This is a genomic window from Streptomyces sp. NPDC052236, assembly GCF_044548015.1.
Taxonomy (GTDB): domain Bacteria; phylum Actinomycetota; class Actinomycetes; order Streptomycetales; family Streptomycetaceae; genus Streptomyces.
This window is the reverse complement of the sequence record NZ_JBIUBL010000021.1, coordinates 23827-39046: the sequence shown is the minus strand read 5'-3', so window position 1 is coordinate 39046 and position 15220 is coordinate 23827. Positions and strand designations below refer to the sequence as shown.

At 67.4% G+C, this 15220-nt stretch carries 17 protein-coding genes and 3 pseudogenes; 11 read left to right on the top strand and 9 right to left on the bottom strand.

What is annotated here, in order from left to right; genetic code table 11:
• Positions 1 to 13: 13 nt before the first annotated feature.
• The 3 genes from ACIHCQ_RS29570 to ACIHCQ_RS29560 all read left to right on the top strand — a co-directional run bounded on the left by ACIHCQ_RS29570 (position 14) and on the right by ACIHCQ_RS29560 (position 1605).
• The gene (locus ACIHCQ_RS29570; protein WP_399668837.1) at positions 14 to 163 is read left to right on the top strand and encodes a hypothetical protein; all 150 of its coding nucleotides are present in this window, start codon (positions 14 to 16) and stop codon (positions 161 to 163) included.
• A 124-nt stretch (positions 164 to 287) separates the two neighbouring features.
• Positions 288 to 779, top strand: a complete 492-nt coding sequence (locus tag ACIHCQ_RS29565) for a DUF6233 domain-containing protein (protein ID WP_399669234.1) — start codon at positions 288 to 290, stop codon at positions 777 to 779.
• Positions 780 to 903: 124 nt separating this feature from the next.
• The gene (locus tag ACIHCQ_RS29560; RefSeq protein ID WP_399668834.1) at positions 904 to 1605 is read left to right on the top strand and encodes a twin-arginine translocation signal domain-containing protein; all 702 of its coding nucleotides are present in this window, start codon (positions 904 to 906) and stop codon (positions 1603 to 1605) included.
• A 125-nt stretch (positions 1606 to 1730) separates the two neighbouring features.
• Here the strand turns inward: ACIHCQ_RS29560 and ACIHCQ_RS29555 are convergent, their stop codons facing one another.
• Together ACIHCQ_RS29555 and ACIHCQ_RS29550 are read right to left on the bottom strand one after the other, a co-directional pair.
• Entirely contained in the window at positions 1731 to 2090 is a 360-nt protein-coding gene (locus ACIHCQ_RS29555) for a DUF6233 domain-containing protein (RefSeq protein WP_399668831.1), read from the bottom strand.
• Positions 2091 to 2177: 87 nt separating this feature from the next.
• Positions 2178 to 2432, bottom strand: coding sequence for a hypothetical protein (locus ACIHCQ_RS29550; protein ID WP_399668828.1), 255 nt, complete (start codon positions 2430 to 2432; stop codon positions 2178 to 2180).
• A 1212-nt stretch (positions 2433 to 3644) separates the two neighbouring features.
• On the opposite strand from ACIHCQ_RS29550, the gene ACIHCQ_RS29545 reads away from it, so the two are divergent.
• The 3 genes from ACIHCQ_RS29545 (at position 3645) to ACIHCQ_RS29535 (ending at position 6104) form a co-directional block, all read left to right on the top strand.
• Entirely contained in the window at positions 3645 to 5399 is a 1755-nt protein-coding gene (locus ACIHCQ_RS29545) for an ankyrin repeat domain-containing protein (RefSeq protein ID WP_399668825.1), read from the top strand.
• A 174-nt stretch (positions 5400 to 5573) separates the two neighbouring features.
• Positions 5574 to 5705 (top strand): hypothetical protein, encoded by a 132-nt coding sequence (locus ACIHCQ_RS29540; protein ID WP_399668822.1) that lies wholly within the window; start codon positions 5574 to 5576, stop codon positions 5703 to 5705.
• A gap of 111 nt (positions 5706 to 5816) precedes the next feature.
• Positions 5817 to 6104 (top strand): transposase, encoded by a 288-nt coding sequence (locus ACIHCQ_RS29535; protein ID WP_399669231.1) that lies wholly within the window; start codon positions 5817 to 5819, stop codon positions 6102 to 6104.
• A gap of 115 nt (positions 6105 to 6219) precedes the next feature.
• Here ACIHCQ_RS29535 and ACIHCQ_RS29530 read toward each other — a convergent pair whose 3' ends face one another.
• Positions 6220 to 6534 carry an AbfB domain-containing protein gene (locus ACIHCQ_RS29530; RefSeq protein ID WP_399669227.1) on the bottom strand — a complete coding sequence of 105 codons (315 nt, stop codon included), beginning with the start codon at positions 6532 to 6534 and terminating at the stop codon, positions 6220 to 6222.
• A 697-nt stretch (positions 6535 to 7231) separates the two neighbouring features.
• Between ACIHCQ_RS29530 and ACIHCQ_RS29525 the strand changes: the two genes are divergently transcribed.
• Positions 7232 to 7780, top strand: coding sequence for an SMI1/KNR4 family protein (locus tag ACIHCQ_RS29525; protein WP_399668819.1), 549 nt, complete (start codon positions 7232 to 7234; stop codon positions 7778 to 7780).
• 287 nt (positions 7781 to 8067) lie between these two features.
• On the top strand, positions 8068 to 8514 hold the full coding sequence (locus ACIHCQ_RS29520) for a hypothetical protein (RefSeq protein WP_399668817.1): 447 nt from the start codon (positions 8068 to 8070) through the stop codon (positions 8512 to 8514).
• A gap of 334 nt (positions 8515 to 8848) precedes the next feature.
• On the opposite strand, the gene ACIHCQ_RS29515 is transcribed toward ACIHCQ_RS29520, so the two are convergent.
• The 4 genes from ACIHCQ_RS29515 to ACIHCQ_RS29500 all read right to left on the bottom strand — a co-directional run bounded on the left by ACIHCQ_RS29515 (position 8849) and on the right by ACIHCQ_RS29500 (position 10920).
• Complete coding sequence (locus ACIHCQ_RS29515; RefSeq protein ID WP_399668814.1) at positions 8849 to 9217, bottom strand: hypothetical protein; 369 nt, start codon at positions 9215 to 9217, stop codon at positions 8849 to 8851.
• Between the two features lie 283 nt (positions 9218 to 9500).
• Complete coding sequence (locus tag ACIHCQ_RS29510) at positions 9501 to 10058, bottom strand: dihydrofolate reductase family protein (protein ID WP_399668811.1); 558 nt, start codon at positions 10056 to 10058, stop codon at positions 9501 to 9503.
• Positions 10059 to 10131: 73 nt separating this feature from the next.
• Positions 10132 to 10554 carry a DciA family protein gene (locus ACIHCQ_RS29505; protein ID WP_399668808.1) on the bottom strand — a complete coding sequence of 141 codons (423 nt, stop codon included), beginning with the start codon at positions 10552 to 10554 and terminating at the stop codon, positions 10132 to 10134.
• 51 nt (positions 10555 to 10605) lie between these two features.
• Complete coding sequence (locus ACIHCQ_RS29500) at positions 10606 to 10920, bottom strand: DnaJ C-terminal domain-containing protein (protein WP_399668804.1); 315 nt, start codon at positions 10918 to 10920, stop codon at positions 10606 to 10608.
• 188 nt (positions 10921 to 11108) lie between these two features.
• On the opposite strand from ACIHCQ_RS29500, the pseudogene ACIHCQ_RS29495 reads away from it, so the two are divergent.
• From ACIHCQ_RS29495 to ACIHCQ_RS29485, 3 genes and pseudogenes are all read left to right on the top strand, one after another.
• Positions 11109 to 11949: pseudogene (locus tag ACIHCQ_RS29495) on the top strand (IS5 family transposase).
• 44 nt (positions 11950 to 11993) lie between these two features.
• Positions 11994 to 12818 carry a glutamate racemase gene (locus ACIHCQ_RS29490; protein ID WP_399668801.1) on the top strand — a complete coding sequence of 275 codons (825 nt, stop codon included), beginning with the start codon at positions 11994 to 11996 and terminating at the stop codon, positions 12816 to 12818.
• Positions 12819 to 12967: 149 nt separating this feature from the next.
• Positions 12968 to 13378, top strand: a pseudogene (locus ACIHCQ_RS29485) (transposase); the annotation flags it as partial.
• Between the two features lie 247 nt (positions 13379 to 13625).
• On the opposite strand, the pseudogene ACIHCQ_RS29480 reads toward ACIHCQ_RS29485, so the two are convergent.
• Both ACIHCQ_RS29480 and ACIHCQ_RS29475 read right to left on the bottom strand, forming a co-directional pair.
• Positions 13626 to 14449: pseudogene (locus ACIHCQ_RS29480) on the bottom strand (aminoglycoside adenylyltransferase family protein).
• Positions 14450 to 14485: 36 nt separating this feature from the next.
• Positions 14486 to 14971: a transposase gene (locus ACIHCQ_RS29475; protein WP_399668798.1), complete on the bottom strand. Its 486-nt coding sequence runs from the start codon at positions 14969 to 14971 to the stop codon at positions 14486 to 14488.
• Between the last annotated feature and the right edge of the window lie 249 nt (positions 14972 to 15220).

The following is a 15220-nucleotide window of genomic DNA, read 5'->3' as shown; positions in this document are numbered from 1 at the left end:
CGAGCGGAGAGACGTGAGCGAGACGGACGCGCGGGTGTGGTGGGACGAGTTCTCCTCGATCGCCCGGGAGTTGCCGAAGGCAGCCGCCCCGCCGGACACCCCCACACCGCCGGGCGGCGGCCGGATCTTGCCGCGGCTCGGGGCCGGCTCCTACTGCTCGTGATCGCTCATGCCTCCAGAGACCACGGATCGCTCAACGGATCTCCGCAGGTGGGGCCGGGTGCTGTCGGTGTCCGTCCGTACGGTGGGAGGCATGACGAACGTCCTCGAACCCCGAGCCGGTGCCGGTGCCCATCCGGGTGCTGCTGCCCGGGGACCAGGAAGTCGTCGCGCACCTGTGGTCCCGGCGCCAGCTGCGCGACGGCTGGCTGTACCAGGTCGGCCTCCCCGCGTACCGAAACGGCCCCGGCGACAGTGTGAAGCCTGCCGAGTACCGGGTCTGGGTACGCGCCCCGCAGCACGTACGCCCCGTGGACGGTGTCTCGTACGACGACGTGCCCACCGAGTACCTGGAGCCGCCCTCGCCCGTCCAGCAGGCGCTGGGGCCGCGTCGCGCGTCCGGCTGGGTGCTGGCGAAGGCCCCCGGCCGCGGGCCCGGCCGGGGTGTCGTGCACGCCGTCGACTGCGCGGAGGCTCCGGCCGGGGCGCCGGTGCTGAGCCTGGAGAAGGCTCTGAACGCAGCCGAGCACCCCGGCACCCGGCTCTGCTCTCCATGCGGCGCCGCTCTTGAGCTGGACCCCGTGCTCAAGGGCTTCGACCAGGGCTTCGGCGAGACGTAACCGCCGGCACCCGGCGGCGTTGAGCAGGCGGAACTATTACACGATCTTGGGTGCATCTGGAGCTGGGGTTCGCCTCTTCGCGGCAGGGTGCCCAACTCGCCGTAGAGAAACGGAGAACGACCAGATGACCGAGCAGCGCATGACCAGTGGTGAACGTGACCGCCGGGGGTTCTTGAGGGAAGCGGCGGCCGTGGCCGCCGCGGTTGGTGCTGGGGCGCTTCTCTCCGGCAGTGCCCATGCGGCACAGGCGCCACACCGGGTCGGCCAGGGCCTGGCGGACCCGCTGCCGCCGGTTGGTGTGGATATCCCCTGCAGCATGTACTCCGCCAACGTGCCGCTGAAGCTGAACATCTTGGGAGCCCTCACGCTCGACTTCAAGGGCGGCATCAACCTCGGGGTGAGGACGGCCGGGGAAGACGGACTCGTCCTGGAGGTCCAGGGGTTTCGGATGGAGGCGGATACGTCCCCCAGCACCCCCAACTCCGGCATCCTCATCGCCCTGACGATGTCGAATGCCACGATCACGCCGCTCAGCGTCCTGCGCAAGAAAACGGGCGGCGGACTGGAGATGCTCCTCTACCTGTCGCTCACCACCGAGGTCATCGACAAGGCCACCGGTGAGACGCTCCTCATGCTGGCCACGGACCCGACGAAGTACGCCACGCTGTGGGCGAGCGACGTCAAGGCATTCCCCCCGGTCAACCAGCCCTACACGCTGCGGGAGCCGGTCCAGCTCTTCGAGATGCAGGGCGACACGGTACAGACCGACAAGCCCGCCGGCGTGCTGGAGGGCTTCGACGGCATCATCAACGGGAGCGGAGCCTGAGCCCCTGCGCCGACCATCCGGCTGCCCATCATCCTCTGAGTCAGAGCGGGGTGATGGGCAGCCGCCCCACCTGCCGGCAAGATCCTCGCCGCGGGAGAGGCGAAGGCGGCCCGGAAGTAGAGGGCCTATTCCAAGATCCCGAGCACGGTGTCGGGCCGGCAGAACTGGCACGCCCCGACGTCGGCGATCCCTTGCCGCGCGTCCTGCTCGCTGATCTTGTGGACGCGTTGGCCGTGCATGGTGCAGTCGCCGGTGTGGATCCGGGGGCGGTCGCTGATGTTGTACTCGGCCGGCCACGGATGGGGTACAGGCGGGGCGGCGGGGGCAACGACCGCGTCGGCCGTCTGTGGCACGGCTCCGCAGACGTCACTGGCGGCATCAACAGCACGAGGAACGAGGCGCGCGCCGCCTCCCGCGCCCTCGGCGTGCTGGTCACCCCGCTCGTCGCCATCGAGGGTGCCCGTCTCCTCGGCCCACACGGACACGCCGCGACCGAGCTGACGCTGAACGGCGTACGGATTGTTCCGGCCCAGCGCCTCCCGGACGTCCCGGGGAGTCCTTCTATCTGGAGGCTAGAGCACGATGATCACAACACCTCCGTCGACGAAGCGGTGATCGAAGTGGTGATCGAAGCGGTGGTCGAAGCGGTGGTCGAAGCAGCGTTCGCCCCAGTCACCGCGGTCGCCGCACCCGTCGTTGGTCACATTGGTATGCACGGCAGGGGCTGCTGCTGCGGCCGTGCCTGCTGCGCCGATCGCAGAGCCGCCGGCCATCAGAATGCCGACCGCGGACACCGCGACGAGACGCCTCACACGTTGTGCTCGCATGGTGAATACACCTTCTTTCCATCGTCTCGCGCAACTCTCAACGACACGAGATGGATGGCCGCAGCGCAGGGAGGAGCGGCACGGTCGTGGGCGTCGCCCCATGCAAGGAGCACGTCTTGCATCCAAGATCCCCGCTGCACGGGAATCAGCGGACCGGGGGCGTATCCCCGGGTTGCGGCCCTACTTTCACTACGTTAACAGCGCCCCTTTGGATTGGCGCTTTGGCGGAAAGACTCCCAGCCGTAGGTGCCGTACGCAGGCGCTTGTCGGCGACGCCCTGGCAGGCCAGGGCCGTGATGACGGCGATGTTGCGGTCCCGTGCGGTGAGCGCGGGGTGCCACCATCCGCGCACGGGTGCTGTCACCGTCACCCGGGACGGCGACGACCTTGGATGGCCGCTTGCTGTTCGACATGTGCGATCTCCTGCTGGACCCGCTTGAGCTGCACCGTGAGGTAGGTCTCCAGGGTGCAGAGGCGGGGTAGGTCTGGCGGCAGACCGGGAATGTGCTCGATTCTACGGCGGTCGGATCAGGTCGGCAGCCGTCGAGCGACGTCGGCCCGTAGCTCCTGCGCGATCTCGTGTTCCCCTGGCGTGTCCCCTCCGGAACGAGGTCCAGGAGCGCGAGGATGGCGCGCGCCTCGCCGACGGTCACGAGCGGCCACCGCTCACCGGGCTGTTCCATCAGCGCGACCAGGTCCTCCACGGTGCTCATGATCAGCGCAACGCCACTCGGGCGATTGCGGTTACGGGGCCCGGCGTCGTCGGGTAGCACCGCGGCGCAAAGTGAGGCGCCGTAGTCCGCCCCACTACATTCAGCTCGTGGTTGAGCATGCAACTAACCAGGGGTGCCAATGAGTGATGGCCCCGGACCGGAGTCCGGGGCCATCAACCCGTTCGATGACCATGTCATCTCGGTGGATGCGCCGTTGCGATCCTCACCCCGGCCGCCGGGCCGGGCTATTCGACCGCACCGATGCTGTGCGGTGTGCCATCCCCATTGCTGCGGGTTCGATTCGATTTCACCGTAGCAGCCGCCACCGACAACCAACGTGGGGCGCATTAACCCGATTGGGTGCCAGGTGCGACTTTTCGAGATAGGTGACACTTGGCCGAGCTGGTTGCCACTGGCGGCTGGATGTCGGCCGACGTCGACCCAGCCCGTGCACCGGAAACTCTCGGGCGCTGTCAGTGTGGTGTGCGACGCTCGGCGCATGGGATTCTTTGATGATCTTGTGCTTTCGGAGGAACCGGCTGCCGAGCAGGCCGTGTTGGCCCGGTTGCGACCGCAGGGAGAGGACGAAGGGCAGTACGCGCCGCCCGTTGACCGCTTCGCGCCCGCACTGTTGCCGCAGCTTGAAGTGGTCGGCGTAGGTCCGGCAACCCAGATACTGCTGACGGGATGGTCCGTGTGGCCGCGGTCGGTCACTTTGCATCTGGCGATCTTCCGTAAAACCCGCCGGCAGGGCGCGGATGCAAAAAGGCAGTCTGGGCTTCGGGTGGGTCTGCTGTTCTCCGACGGCCGGCGGGTGACCTCGCTGGACGGCACGGTAGTACGGGAGATCCCGTTCACGGGGCCGCAGGGACGGGCAAGCGTGGCGGCGACGGAGCAAGCGGTTGGACTGATCCCGTTGGATCCGGGCTTGCAGCACTCCCGCAGGTCCCTGTTCAAGACAGACGTCGACCTGTATCTGGCGGAACTCCCGCCCCCGGGGGACGCGCAGCTGGTGGTCGAGTGGCCGGACGAGGAGATAGCCGAGGTCCGCACCCCGATCGATGTGGCGGCACTGCGTGCTGCGTCAAGTCGGGCGCTTGAGGTGTGGCCGGGACTTGAGCCGCCGGATCCAGAGGTGCAGCCGGGTCTGTTCGGGACTGTGGAGATGAGCGGACCGCCGACGTTCCTGGCGCCGCCGCTGACTCGGGACCAGCGCGAGACGCTACGCCGCGAGGAGGAGGCCCGTCAGCGCTATGTGCCGCGGGCCGACTGGCAGCAGATGGGCTACCGGGACTGGGGGGACACAGCCCTGATCCGGGCCCGGCTGGAGGGAGGCGCGCCGCCCGGTGCCGCCGTCGGATGGCGCGGCGCCACCCCGCTGCACCTGGTGGCGGAGCATGGCGCGGCGGAAGCGGTGACGGCGCTCCTGTCGTGCAACGTGGACGTCGACGTACGCGACGATGACGAGCGCACGCCACTGTGGTACGCCGTCCACAACATGGACGAGGCCACTGTCCATACGCTGATCGATGCCGGGGCAGATGTGTGGACACCGCAATCAGGGCCGTGGTCGCCGGGCCGGCTGTTGTTGACCACGTCGCTGGCACCGCTTGCTCAAGGCCTGCCGGAGGCGGTGGAGTTGCCCCCTGACGAGGTCGCCGCGCAGCAGTCGGCGGACGCGCTCATCGCGGCGTTCGGTGAGGAGCCGTTTTGGACCGAAGGGCTCGGTGTCTGCTTCGTGCAGGGCCTGAGCGAGGACGAGCTGATCCGGCGGATCGGTGCCGATCCCACGCAGTGCCCGAAGGCGGATCTCGAACACGCGCCCTTCGATCAGGCCGACTACGAGGAGTCCCTGCGCTACGTGGGCGTGAGAAGCGTGGATGGCGCCCCCGGCGGCTGCGTGATCACACAGTGCGGGTACATGCCGAGCGACAACGCCGTGCTGCAAGCGATATCGGCGGGCACCACCGCCTACGGGGTGTATTTCAACCCCAAGGGCGGGACATTCGGCACCCTGGCCCGCGACGGTGAAGTCGTCGCGTCCGACGAGATCGGCCTCTCGCCTCACGAGTCGGACCCCACCGCCTACTGGAACTTCCGTTTCTGGCAGCGCAAGCACACCTTCCCCCATGGCGCCGACATCCTTGCCTACTCCTGCGCCGCGGCCGGCCTGAGGATCAACGAGGGCCAGTACGTGGTCGATCCCCGCACCCCACGCCGCTGGGTGGCACTACCTCCGCGACTTCAGCGCTGAGAACCTTTGGCGCGCAGGCCGGGCAGCCTGATGCCTTGACGCGCAAGGGCTGCCACTACGGCACCGGGGCCGACCGCACTATACGTACTTGGGGCCTTTTGAAGGGCTTCACAGTCCTCTGACGGGAGCGCCGTAGAGGTCATCTCATTTGGATGGCTGGGTAGGCTGTCGGCCGTGGTGGGGATTGTTGAGCGGCTGGTGCCAGATGAGCTGTGGGAGGTGTTCCAGCGGGTGGTGCCGGAGGCTCCGTCGCGGCGTCAGGGCGGTGGCCGGCGTCGGCACGGCGACCGCGAGTACTTGCTGTGATCGTGTTCGTGGCCACGTCGGGCTGCACATGGCAGCAGCTACCCGCAGCATCGTTCGGTGGCAAGTTCGGATCGAAGATCCACTTGATCACCGAGCGGACCGGTCTGCCCCCTGTCCGTCGGAATCTCAGGAGCGAACCTGCACGACAGCCAGGCGCTCGAACCCCTCGTGCGCGCATCCCGCCCATCCGCTCACGCCGCGGCCGCCGACGGCGCCCCGCGCAAGCCCGCCAAGCTCCACGCCGACAAAGGCTACGACTACCCCCACCTGTGGAAATGGTTACGTCAGCACGGCATTCGCCATCGCATCGCCCGTAAGGGAATCCAGTACGTGCTGCCGCAGCCGAAGGCCGTTCCCTCCATGGCGATCGCCCCGACAGGTGAACTGGTGATCAGGTGAACTGGTGATCGCCTCGGGATCGGAAGTGGTCTCACTTGCCCCGGCCGTGGAAGCACCTTCGGTGGTGGAGTGGTCGCGGCTTTCGCCGCGCGCACCCGATACCTCACCGGCATGTTTAAAAATCGGCGGGGTGGAGTGGCGGGGCAATCCTGAAGCATGCGGACTGAAGCTCGGCAGGGGTTACCACCGGCTCGGCAAAGAGTTCGAAGTTCCTGTGCCGGATGAATCGATTTGGGAACTTCACGGAACGGAACGAGGCCTGGTTCGGGTCGATTTCTGCCTGTTCGAGGACGTAAGTCGATTCCTCGATAACTTGGGCTTTGACCTGGGGGTCCGTGATCCCGGTGAAGAACTTGCTGTGTATGCGGAAGTTGTCGAACGTCGCGATGCGCAGACAGAAGCCCGGCGGAGCAACTGCTCGTACCAGCATTCCTTTTTCGCCGAAATTCAGGCTAGGGCCGGTCCACTGGAACGTGGCGTTACGACGGTCATCTTCGGTTTCGATCTTGGCGATGTCGACAAGGCCGGTGTGATCGATGATGAAGAAATCAGGAAAGTTATTCGAAAAAAGTGAAAGCTTGAGCACAGCCACGGTGTCCCTCGTTCCATGATGCGTCCACTTGAGTGTACGAGTAATGGACTCGGCATCAACCACGCCAGCTGTGTGGGACGGGCGTGAGAGCCGAGAAGGCTGTCACTCTCCTGCGTCCATGCGGGTGAGAGCACTATCTCCATCATGCGCCGCCAAGGACGTGAACGCCAGCGCTTCACAACGGTTACCAGTTCAACCACACGACTACGTCGAAGCCCTGCAGTTGATGACGCAGATGCCTGCGATCCACCCGACCTGGTAACGGGTCTCGCCGTCGGCTTCGCTTCCTGAGCGCACGTTGAGTGGGGTTCCGGCCGTGCGGTGGCTGCGCGGCCGCGGGGCGCGCCACGCGGTCCTCGGCACCGGTCCGCGGAGGACCGATGCCCAGGACGCGGTCCTACTTCTTGTCGACCGTCAGCGGCTTTAAACCGTAGTTGTCGGCGTACATCTGTATGTGGCTCTGACCGCGGTTGCGTGACGACTGCCTGTTCCGCCCGCTTGATGCGCTGTCGGACCTGTCGGCGAGGATGCTGCCATGAACAGCCTTGAGCAGTTGCTTGAACGGGTCTCTTCCGAGGCGGCCAGCGGTGAGCGGCGCCAGCCTCCGGTCTCTGCCGAGGCTATGCAAGAGGCCGAACAGAGGCTCGGGTTTCGCCTGCATCCGCTGCTCGCCGCACTGTATCTGAAGGTAGGCAATGGCGGGTTCGGGCCGATGGACTCGCTACTCCCCTTGGTGGGCGTGAATGCGGAGGGCGAGAAAGGGATAGTCGAGAGCTACCTGGCACGGATCCCGCCCGAGGACTCAGATACCTGGTGGTCGTGGCCCAAGGGGGTCCTGCCGATCTTGGACTGGGGCTGTGCCATGTTTGCGTGCGTCGACTGCCGGAGCGAGGGAGGCACCGTCCTCCTCTTCGAGCCGAATGCGATCAGTGGTCAGGATCTCTCGCGTGCATGGTTCATAGATGCGGGCAGTCTCGCTGAGTGGCTGGAAACCTGGCTGGCGGGGCGAGGTTGGTACGAGCAGGACGCCGTGGACGATGGCTTCGATATGGTGCTGTGGGCCGAGGCCACCTCGCGGTTGTAGTCGGCGGTCCATGGCGCTCCACGCGTTCGACCATGGCTCTTCGATGGGGATCCAGCCGGATACGTCCGGATCTCCGTTCATCTGGCTCGCGGGCGACTACCGGAGCCTGACCCCCCGGTACGGCCCCCAACAGCCACACGATCTGCCGCATCAAGTACCAGGACGGGGGGCTGATCGACTACCACACCAGCCCCGGCGTCGCGAAATTCAAGATCGGTCTCTCCGATTTCCTGGACTGTCCGAGACCGTCGATCGATCCCTACACGAACCGGTTGCTCGTCCGGTACATGGGGACGACGAGTCCGTGGCGCCTCGCGCTCTTCAACCTCTCCGACGTCATTGCCCGGGGCATCAACGACGACACTCGCCCCCTCGCCAAGCGCGCCTTGCCGACCAACGCCCAACTCGGTCTCAGCGACTCCGACCTCTTCCAGGGCGTGACCTCGTACGGCCAGTACGCATACCTCTCCTACGGTGGTGCGCCCGCGAAGCCCTCGGATCCGGCCAAGCCGTCCTACCTGGTTCGTCTCGATATGAACCAGACCGGGGGGCAGTACAACGAGAAGTACCCGACGACCGCGGGTAACTCGCTGCCCGGTCGCGAACCTCAGGGAATGGCGATCTGGCGGTCGTCCAGCGGCCCGCGGCTCGCGTTCGGCTTCTCCAGCAAGATCGCCGTCAGTCCTGACGAGTTCCAGTCGACCGTCTTCTACAAGAGCGACCTCGCCGGGTAAGTAACGCTGCGGCCCGGCCCTCTCTGCGTAATCGCGCGGGGAGGGCCGGGCTTCTTCGTGTTCATTCCGCTCCATACGAGCGCTTCGGCGGAACTGGGGGGACGGACGCGCAACATCGGTGAGCGCGCACCGATCCCCGGCTGCGTCCGCGCCGCCCATCCCGCCCTCCCTCATGCGAAGGGGTCGCAACGGGGATGCCAGCGGCCCGACCACGCCGTACGCCCGTGGTGACCTGGGCGGACTCCAGGGCGCTGTGAAGGCCAGCGCAACATCTACCGCAACACTTCGCGCAACACGGGGCCTTATGAGGTGAAGCGGCTGCCGGGCGGGCTGGTCACCGTGCCGCCCTGCAATCGGTGCCCACGGTCTGGAGCTGGTCGCCGGTCACGCGCACGACCAGGTCCAAGTCCAAGTCCAGGACATCGTCCAGGGCGAGCCGCAGTTCGCGTCCGTCCTCCGACGCGGCGCGGGTCGGGGAGTCCAGGATCGCGGCGCACCGCGCTGCGACCGGTGCGAGCCGCCCGTGGGAGACCTCGGGGCCGGCCGCGCGCAGCCCGACGCGTGCGGCGTGGGCGCTGGCCCCGCCTTCCGCGCGCATCGCTGTCGCCAGGTCGTGCTCGTACTCATCGGGCTGCCAGGCGCGGGTTTCCAAGTCACTACGCAGATCGCTGAGCGCCGCCAGCACCTCATTGATGGTCGCCATGCGCCGGACCCTACTCGGTCGGGTGGAGGCGCCATGAGGGAGAACCCCATACCGCGCTGACCAGCCGTGGTCGCGGTGCGCGCAGTGCGGGCGGGAGTCGTGGTCGGGTCCGTGGCCGCCCCGACCATGGCGGCTCGGTGGGCGCCCGCAGTGGCTCCGGGTGGGTGATTTTTCCCTCGCGTACGCGGGCGCAGTCCAACGCGCTGGCGCCCCGCTCCTCGCCTGCGGCTCGGTCTCACCTGCCCCGGCTCGGCCGCCGGCAGGTGAGACCAACCGGTGCGGCTCAGCGGGTCCGGTAGCGCGCGTAGATCAGTCCGCTGTCGAAGGCACGCTCCTCGACCAGCTCGAGATCGAGGCGCACGCCGTCGGGGAAGAACCGCTTGCCGCCGCCGACCACGCTCGTGGTGATGAACAGGTGGTACTCGTCCACCAGGCCGGCCGCGATCGCCTGGGCCGCGAGGTTCGGGCCGTCGACGGTGAGGTCGTGATCAGCCTCGGCCTTGAGCTTGCGCACCGCGTCCGGGTCGAAGGTCCGCTCGATCCTGGTCTTCGCGCTGGACACCGACTCAAGCGTCGTGGAGTACACGATCTTCTCCGCGGACTGCCAGTCGCGGGCGTACTGCAGGATGTGCGGCGGCTGGTCGGGCTCGGTGTGCGCGGTCTCCCAGTAGACCATCGTCTCGTACATCCGTCGGCCGTAGAGGTACGTGCCGACGGGGCGGAAGAGGTCGTTGATGAAGGTATGCACCTCCTGGTCCTCGGCCCCGGTGCCGAGGTCGCCCTCCGCCGCCTCGGCGTAGCCGTCGAGCGAGGTGATCATCGAGTAGATGAGCTTTGCCATGCGTCTCCTTCGGGTACGAGCGCGTCAGTCTGCCAGCGGTCCTGCAGGCTGTGACCTCCGCACGACCCGGAACTCATCGATCGGCCGGCCGGCCGGTTCCGTCAACCGTCAGATCCCGGACGAAGCGCACCTCGTCGGCGGGTATGACGCGGGTCTGCTCCAGGCGCGCCTTCGTCGCCCAGGCCGTCAACTCCGGGCACACGGTGAGCCGGCCGGAACCCGGGTCGTAGCCGACGGCGGCGACGTGCCCGGCCAGGTCGGGGGCGATGGCTGCCCACCGGTCGCGCAGCGCGCCGCCGGCGGCCGGGAGCTCCCAGGCCTGGTCGGCCATCAGGCCCTGAAGCACGGCGGTGAACCCGTGGGCTCGCGCCCGTCCCGTCGCGCGGTCGTAGTGCGGGTGCGCCGCGTGCAGCGCCACCCGGGCCAGGTCGACGCCTGATAGCTGCGGCTCCATCAGCTCGCCGGTCTGCTCGTTGGGGGTGTTCGTATCGGGCACCAGGCCGCGCCGGGTCCTCGCAGGACGGGCGCCGACCGCCATGGCGCGGCCTCAGCGGTCGATGTGCACGGTAACGTAGAGGTCCCCCAGTACACCCCCGTGCTTTCCAGGCCCTCCGTGCTCCCTGATCCGGATCTGCTGTACCTCCCGGATGCCAGCGGGAATGCGGACCCTTTTGGTGCGTTGCCCATGAACCGCCTGGCCGGACCCTTCGCACGTCGTGCAGCCCGCCGATCCCTGCGCGGCCACCCGGGTGGCCGCGCAGGTTGGGCAGGGCTTGTGTTGCCTTCCCTGGGAGGCCTCAGGCAAGAGGTTATGGAACACGGGCGAGACGAACGTTCGGCGGGGTGGTGTAGCGCGGATCATTCGGCACCCGCGGTGAACCGGACGACTCCGCCAACGCAGTCCAGGAGCATGACGCCACTGCCACCGGCCCGCGGAACTCGCACTCAGAGGCCGCGCAGATAGGCGCGGTGGCGCCATCTCGGTAGCAGAGCAGGCACAAGTCTTGGCGATCACGGAGTTGCGACGCTCTGTGATCACCGGGGAGACCTGTGCCTGTACTGCCATCATGGCTGACCGAACCACTCTGGAACCAATTCATCGCCCTCCTGCCTGAGCGACCGGCCTACGCGCCGACGCATCCGCTGGGCTGCCACCGCCCACGCATCAGCGACCGGGTCGTCTTCGACAAGATGCTGCAGCTCCTGCGGTTCGGCTGCTCCTGCCAGGCGATCACCGACACGACCTGCTCGGCCACCACGATCCGCAACCGCCGGGACGAGTGGATCCGGCTCGGCGTCTTCGCCGAACTCAAGCAGATCACGTTGGAGTCCTACGACCGGATCGTCGGGCTCGTCCTCCATCAGATCGCCGTCGACGGTTCCATCACCAAAGCCCCGGCGGTGGTGAGGTCGCAGGACGCTCACCGGTAGATCGCGGCAAACAGGGATTGAAACGCTCAGGTATGACGGATGGTTATGGAATCCCACTTGGCCGTGTGCTGGCTGGAGCGATTCGTCACGACTCCCCGCTGCTCCCCCCGACCCTGGACCGCCTGGAGGACCTGGGACCGCTGCCCAAAGACGTCACCGTGCATCTGGACGCCGGCTATGACTCGGACAAGACCCGCACCTGCTCCACGAACGCGGCCTGCACGGCCGCATCGTGCACAAGGGCGAGAAGGCACCGATCCAGGCAAGCCAGAGGTGGCACGTCGAACGCACCCGCGCCTGGCAGAATGCCTTCCATCGCCTCGCCCGCTGCTACGAGCGCCGGGCCACCGTCATCGACGCCTTCTTCGACCTCGCCGACACCATCATCACCGTGCGTAGCCTGATCCGCCGAGCGTGGACCACTCACCGCTGGGAGGGCCGCCCCCGCCGCCGCCCGTGACGGACCGCCATCTGCGCCAGTGGTCGGCTGGTAACTTAACTCCTATGATGGTGGCATTGATCGACTCAGGGCTTGGCCTCCTTTCCACCACAGGATGGCTTCGGCACCTCGCCCCGGAACTCGATCTGCTTCTGTTTCTGGACCCCGACGGCGCACCCTGGGGATCGAGAACCGCCTCCTTCGTCACGGACCGTCTGTTCAGTGCCGCCCAATTGGCCGTCCAGCGGGGCGCGGTGGCCATCGTGGTCCCCTGCAACACCGCCACCGTCACCGCGATCGACGCCCTGCGCGAGAGTTTTGAACCCCGTGTGCCTGTGATCGGAACCGTGCCCGCCGTGAAGTCGGCCGCAGCGGCCGGCCGAGGCATCGCCGTGTGGGCAACCGTCCGGACCACGGCGAGTGACTACCAGGATCGCCTGATCGCGGACTTCGCGAACGGCCGGCCTGTCGCGCGTGTCGCATGCCCTGGTCTGGCCGAGGCGATCGACCACGGAGACATGGCCACAGCAGCGGAAGCGATCGCCGACGCGGCAAAGCGGACCCCCCAGAATTGCGACTCCGTGGTGCTGGGATGCACGCACTACCCCCTGGTGGCGCCAGAGATTCTGCAGAGCCTGCCCACCGGAACCACCCTGTACGACAGCGCGGAGGCAGTCGCCCGCCAAACACTGCGGCGATTGGACAGAACCACGGAATCGCACAGCAGCACGGGCTCCATCGACGTGGTACTCAGCGGGCGCCGCGGAAATCTCCCAGCAGGCGCCCACGCCTACCCGGTGGGTCGCGCCCTTGCCGCCGCAGCGCGGGTGCCCCGCGAAATTCTCATCACTGCCGCAACTCGCGCCTCGATGGCTGCTCCAGCGATCTGAGCAAGCCCCGGAACCCCTTCATCTTGTCGGCCAGGCGTACAGCCACTCCGTTCGCGGCAGAACCCGGGAAATCACAGAGCGTGACAACTACGTGATCGCCCAGGACCTGTGCCTGTTTCGCCCAGGGCTCCCCAGCGCGCCTATCTGCGCGACCTGGCGAACGCAGCCGGCTGATCTACCGCCCCCGGATCCAGGGCCATCACCGAGGTGCTCACCGGGGGTTCACCTGGCAGGACTACCGCGACCTTCTCGTGCGGGCCCACCTCCAGCTCGGCGGCCCCATTATGGTCATCTGGGACAATCTGAACGTCCACCGCAGCAGCGGATTACGCCAGTATGCCGCCGAGCACGACTGGCTTACCATCGTTCAACTGCCCACCTGTGCACCCGACCTCAACCCGGTCGAGGGCGTCTGGTCGATACTCCGGCGTGCCGTCACCGCCAACGTCGTCTTCACCGACCGCGACCACCTTGTCCAAGCCGTCCGCAGCGGCACGCGACACATCCAACGAAGACCCCACCTCATCAACGGATGCCTCGCCGGAACCGGCTTCTCCATACTGAGTTCGGCACTTCAGGGTGACGATGGTGGGCCGAGGGAGACGCCCCTGGCGCGGCGTTCAGTCCGCCTCGGCCTGTCCGAGGGCCTGGCCGAGGTGCGCCTTGCGATGGTTACTGGACCATCCTGGGGCGCGTGCGGTGTGCAACCTCCGCCGCCGAGCTGCTCACTCCCTGCTGGAGGGGCGCGGCAGGACGCAGGTGGACCACCGCGTCAGGTTTGACACCCGGGGCTTCAGGCAGCGGCCCTCACGCCCGCGGGGTTCGGGCGCGCAGCCGGTCGATCTCAGCGAGCACGCGGTCCACATGCGGACGCACCTGCGCCTGCAATGCGTCACTCCAGCTCTCCTCGGAGTAGGGGCAGTTGAGATAGAGCTGCCTGGCGTGCTCGAGGGCGGGGCGGTGCTCGGGCGGGAGCTGGGCGAGGGCCCAGTCGGTGGCGGCGTCCTTCGACTTGATCTGGCCAGTGGCGAGCGTGGTCCAGATGCGGGCGAAGGTCAGCAGGACGTTGCGGGTGTCGCTGTCCAGGTCGTCGAGCAGGCCGGGGATACCCGCCACGCTTGCCCGGACCAGGTCGGTCTGCGGGACCGGGTCGAGGACCTGCGCCGGGCGCGGGCCGGTGAGGGGGTGGTCGCCGGTCAGCGTCATGGTGATCAGCAGGGCCAGATCGGGCATCGGCCCCGGCTGGGGGACCTCCCCGGCCTCGTACTCCGCACGCAGCCACTCGCCGTAGAGGAAGTCGCCGGTCGGCGGGTACCGCCACGGCCGGACCTCGGACTGGACGACCACGGTGAGCTCGACCGGGCGGACCTTGTTTCAGGAGCCGGAGATCCGGAGATCCGGAGATCCGGAGATCCGGAGATCCGGAGCAGTCCACCGAGGAGTGTCCGTCGATCCTGCTCGTCCATTCGCCGCCGGGAGAGGACCAGCACGTCCAGGTCGCTGGCCGGCCTGAGTCCGCCGAGCACGGAGGAGCCGTGGAGGTAGGTGCCGATGACATCTTGGCCCAGCACACCGCCGACCAGCCCCACGATCTCCTGAACCTGATTCACTGCATCAGCGTCTCCTGTCATCCGGCGGACTGCACAGCATTATGCGACTTCGGCTGGTCAGGGAGTTGCAGGGATGCCGAGGGCGAGGCCGGTTCCTGTGATGAAGCCGTTGAGGGTATCTGGCCGGTACGGGAGGCGTTTGAGCCGATTACGGGCAAGCGTTTCCAGGCGGTCAAGGGCTACGACGGCGAGGTTGGCCAGGCTGCGTTTGACGTGCGCCCCTACCCCCTCGGCGGGGTTGAGGCCGGGCGAGTAGGCGGGTAGCAGGAACACTGTCAGCCATTCACGCTCGGCGATCAGCTCACGCATGGCGTGGGAGACGTGGGTGTTCAGGCGGTCCCACACCAGCACGATCGGCGCCTTGACGAGCTGGTGGGTGCCGTCGATCAGCGCGATGAAGTCGCGCTCTTTCATGCTGCGGCGCTTTCCCTTGCCTGAGGGGTGAGTGCGCAGGCGGTGGCACAGCCGGGTCCGGGAGCCGGGCCGCATGGCGATCAGCCCGGCCACGGACAGACGTCCTGAACGTCGTCCGCTCACCATCACCTGCGGAGTCACTCCGCGTCGGCCCGCGCGTCGGAGAGCTACCTCGCCGGCCTCGAACTCCGCGCCTCGATGATCTGGCTCGAAGACCTCTTACGAATAGCCGATTGATCACGACATCACACAGGCCCTAGTGGAGCCGTACTGCGAGGCCGCCGCCGTGAAGGCCCTCGCCCGGCAGTACGACATGGCGCCCAAGACCATCCGTTGCGTGCCAGGCGACGGTGCTTGAGGCCGCCGGTCCGGCTCGCC

What these genes read in the sequence shown, in the direction of transcription:
- ACIHCQ_RS29545 (WP_399668825.1), top strand. Translation starts at nt 3,645, where the DNA reads ATGGGATTCTTTGATGATCTTGTGCTTTCGGAGGAACCGGCTGCCGAG.
- ACIHCQ_RS29530 (WP_399669227.1), bottom strand. Translation starts at nt 6,534, where the DNA reads ATGCTGGTACGAGCAGTTGCTCCGCCGGGCTTCTGTCTGCGCATCGCG.
- ACIHCQ_RS29510 (WP_399668811.1), bottom strand. Translation starts at nt 10,058, where the DNA reads ATGGCAAAGCTCATCTACTCGATGATCACCTCGCTCGACGGCTACGCC.
- ACIHCQ_RS29550 (WP_399668828.1), bottom strand. Translation starts at nt 2,432, where the DNA reads ATGCGAGCACAACGTGTGAGGCGTCTCGTCGCGGTGTCCGCGGTCGGC.
- ACIHCQ_RS29500 (WP_399668804.1), bottom strand. Translation starts at nt 10,920, where the DNA reads ATGATCCGCGCTACACCACCCCGCCGAACGTTCGTCTCGCCCGTGTTC.
- ACIHCQ_RS29520 (WP_399668817.1), top strand. Translation starts at nt 8,068, where the DNA reads ATGGGGACGACGAGTCCGTGGCGCCTCGCGCTCTTCAACCTCTCCGAC.
- ACIHCQ_RS29560 (WP_399668834.1), top strand. Translation starts at nt 904, where the DNA reads ATGACCGAGCAGCGCATGACCAGTGGTGAACGTGACCGCCGGGGGTTC.
- ACIHCQ_RS29515 (WP_399668814.1), bottom strand. Translation starts at nt 9,217, where the DNA reads ATGGCGACCATCAATGAGGTGCTGGCGGCGCTCAGCGATCTGCGTAGT.
- ACIHCQ_RS29525 (WP_399668819.1), top strand. Translation starts at nt 7,232, where the DNA reads ATGAACAGCCTTGAGCAGTTGCTTGAACGGGTCTCTTCCGAGGCGGCC.
- ACIHCQ_RS29490 (WP_399668801.1), top strand. Translation starts at nt 11,994, where the DNA reads ATGATGGTGGCATTGATCGACTCAGGGCTTGGCCTCCTTTCCACCACA.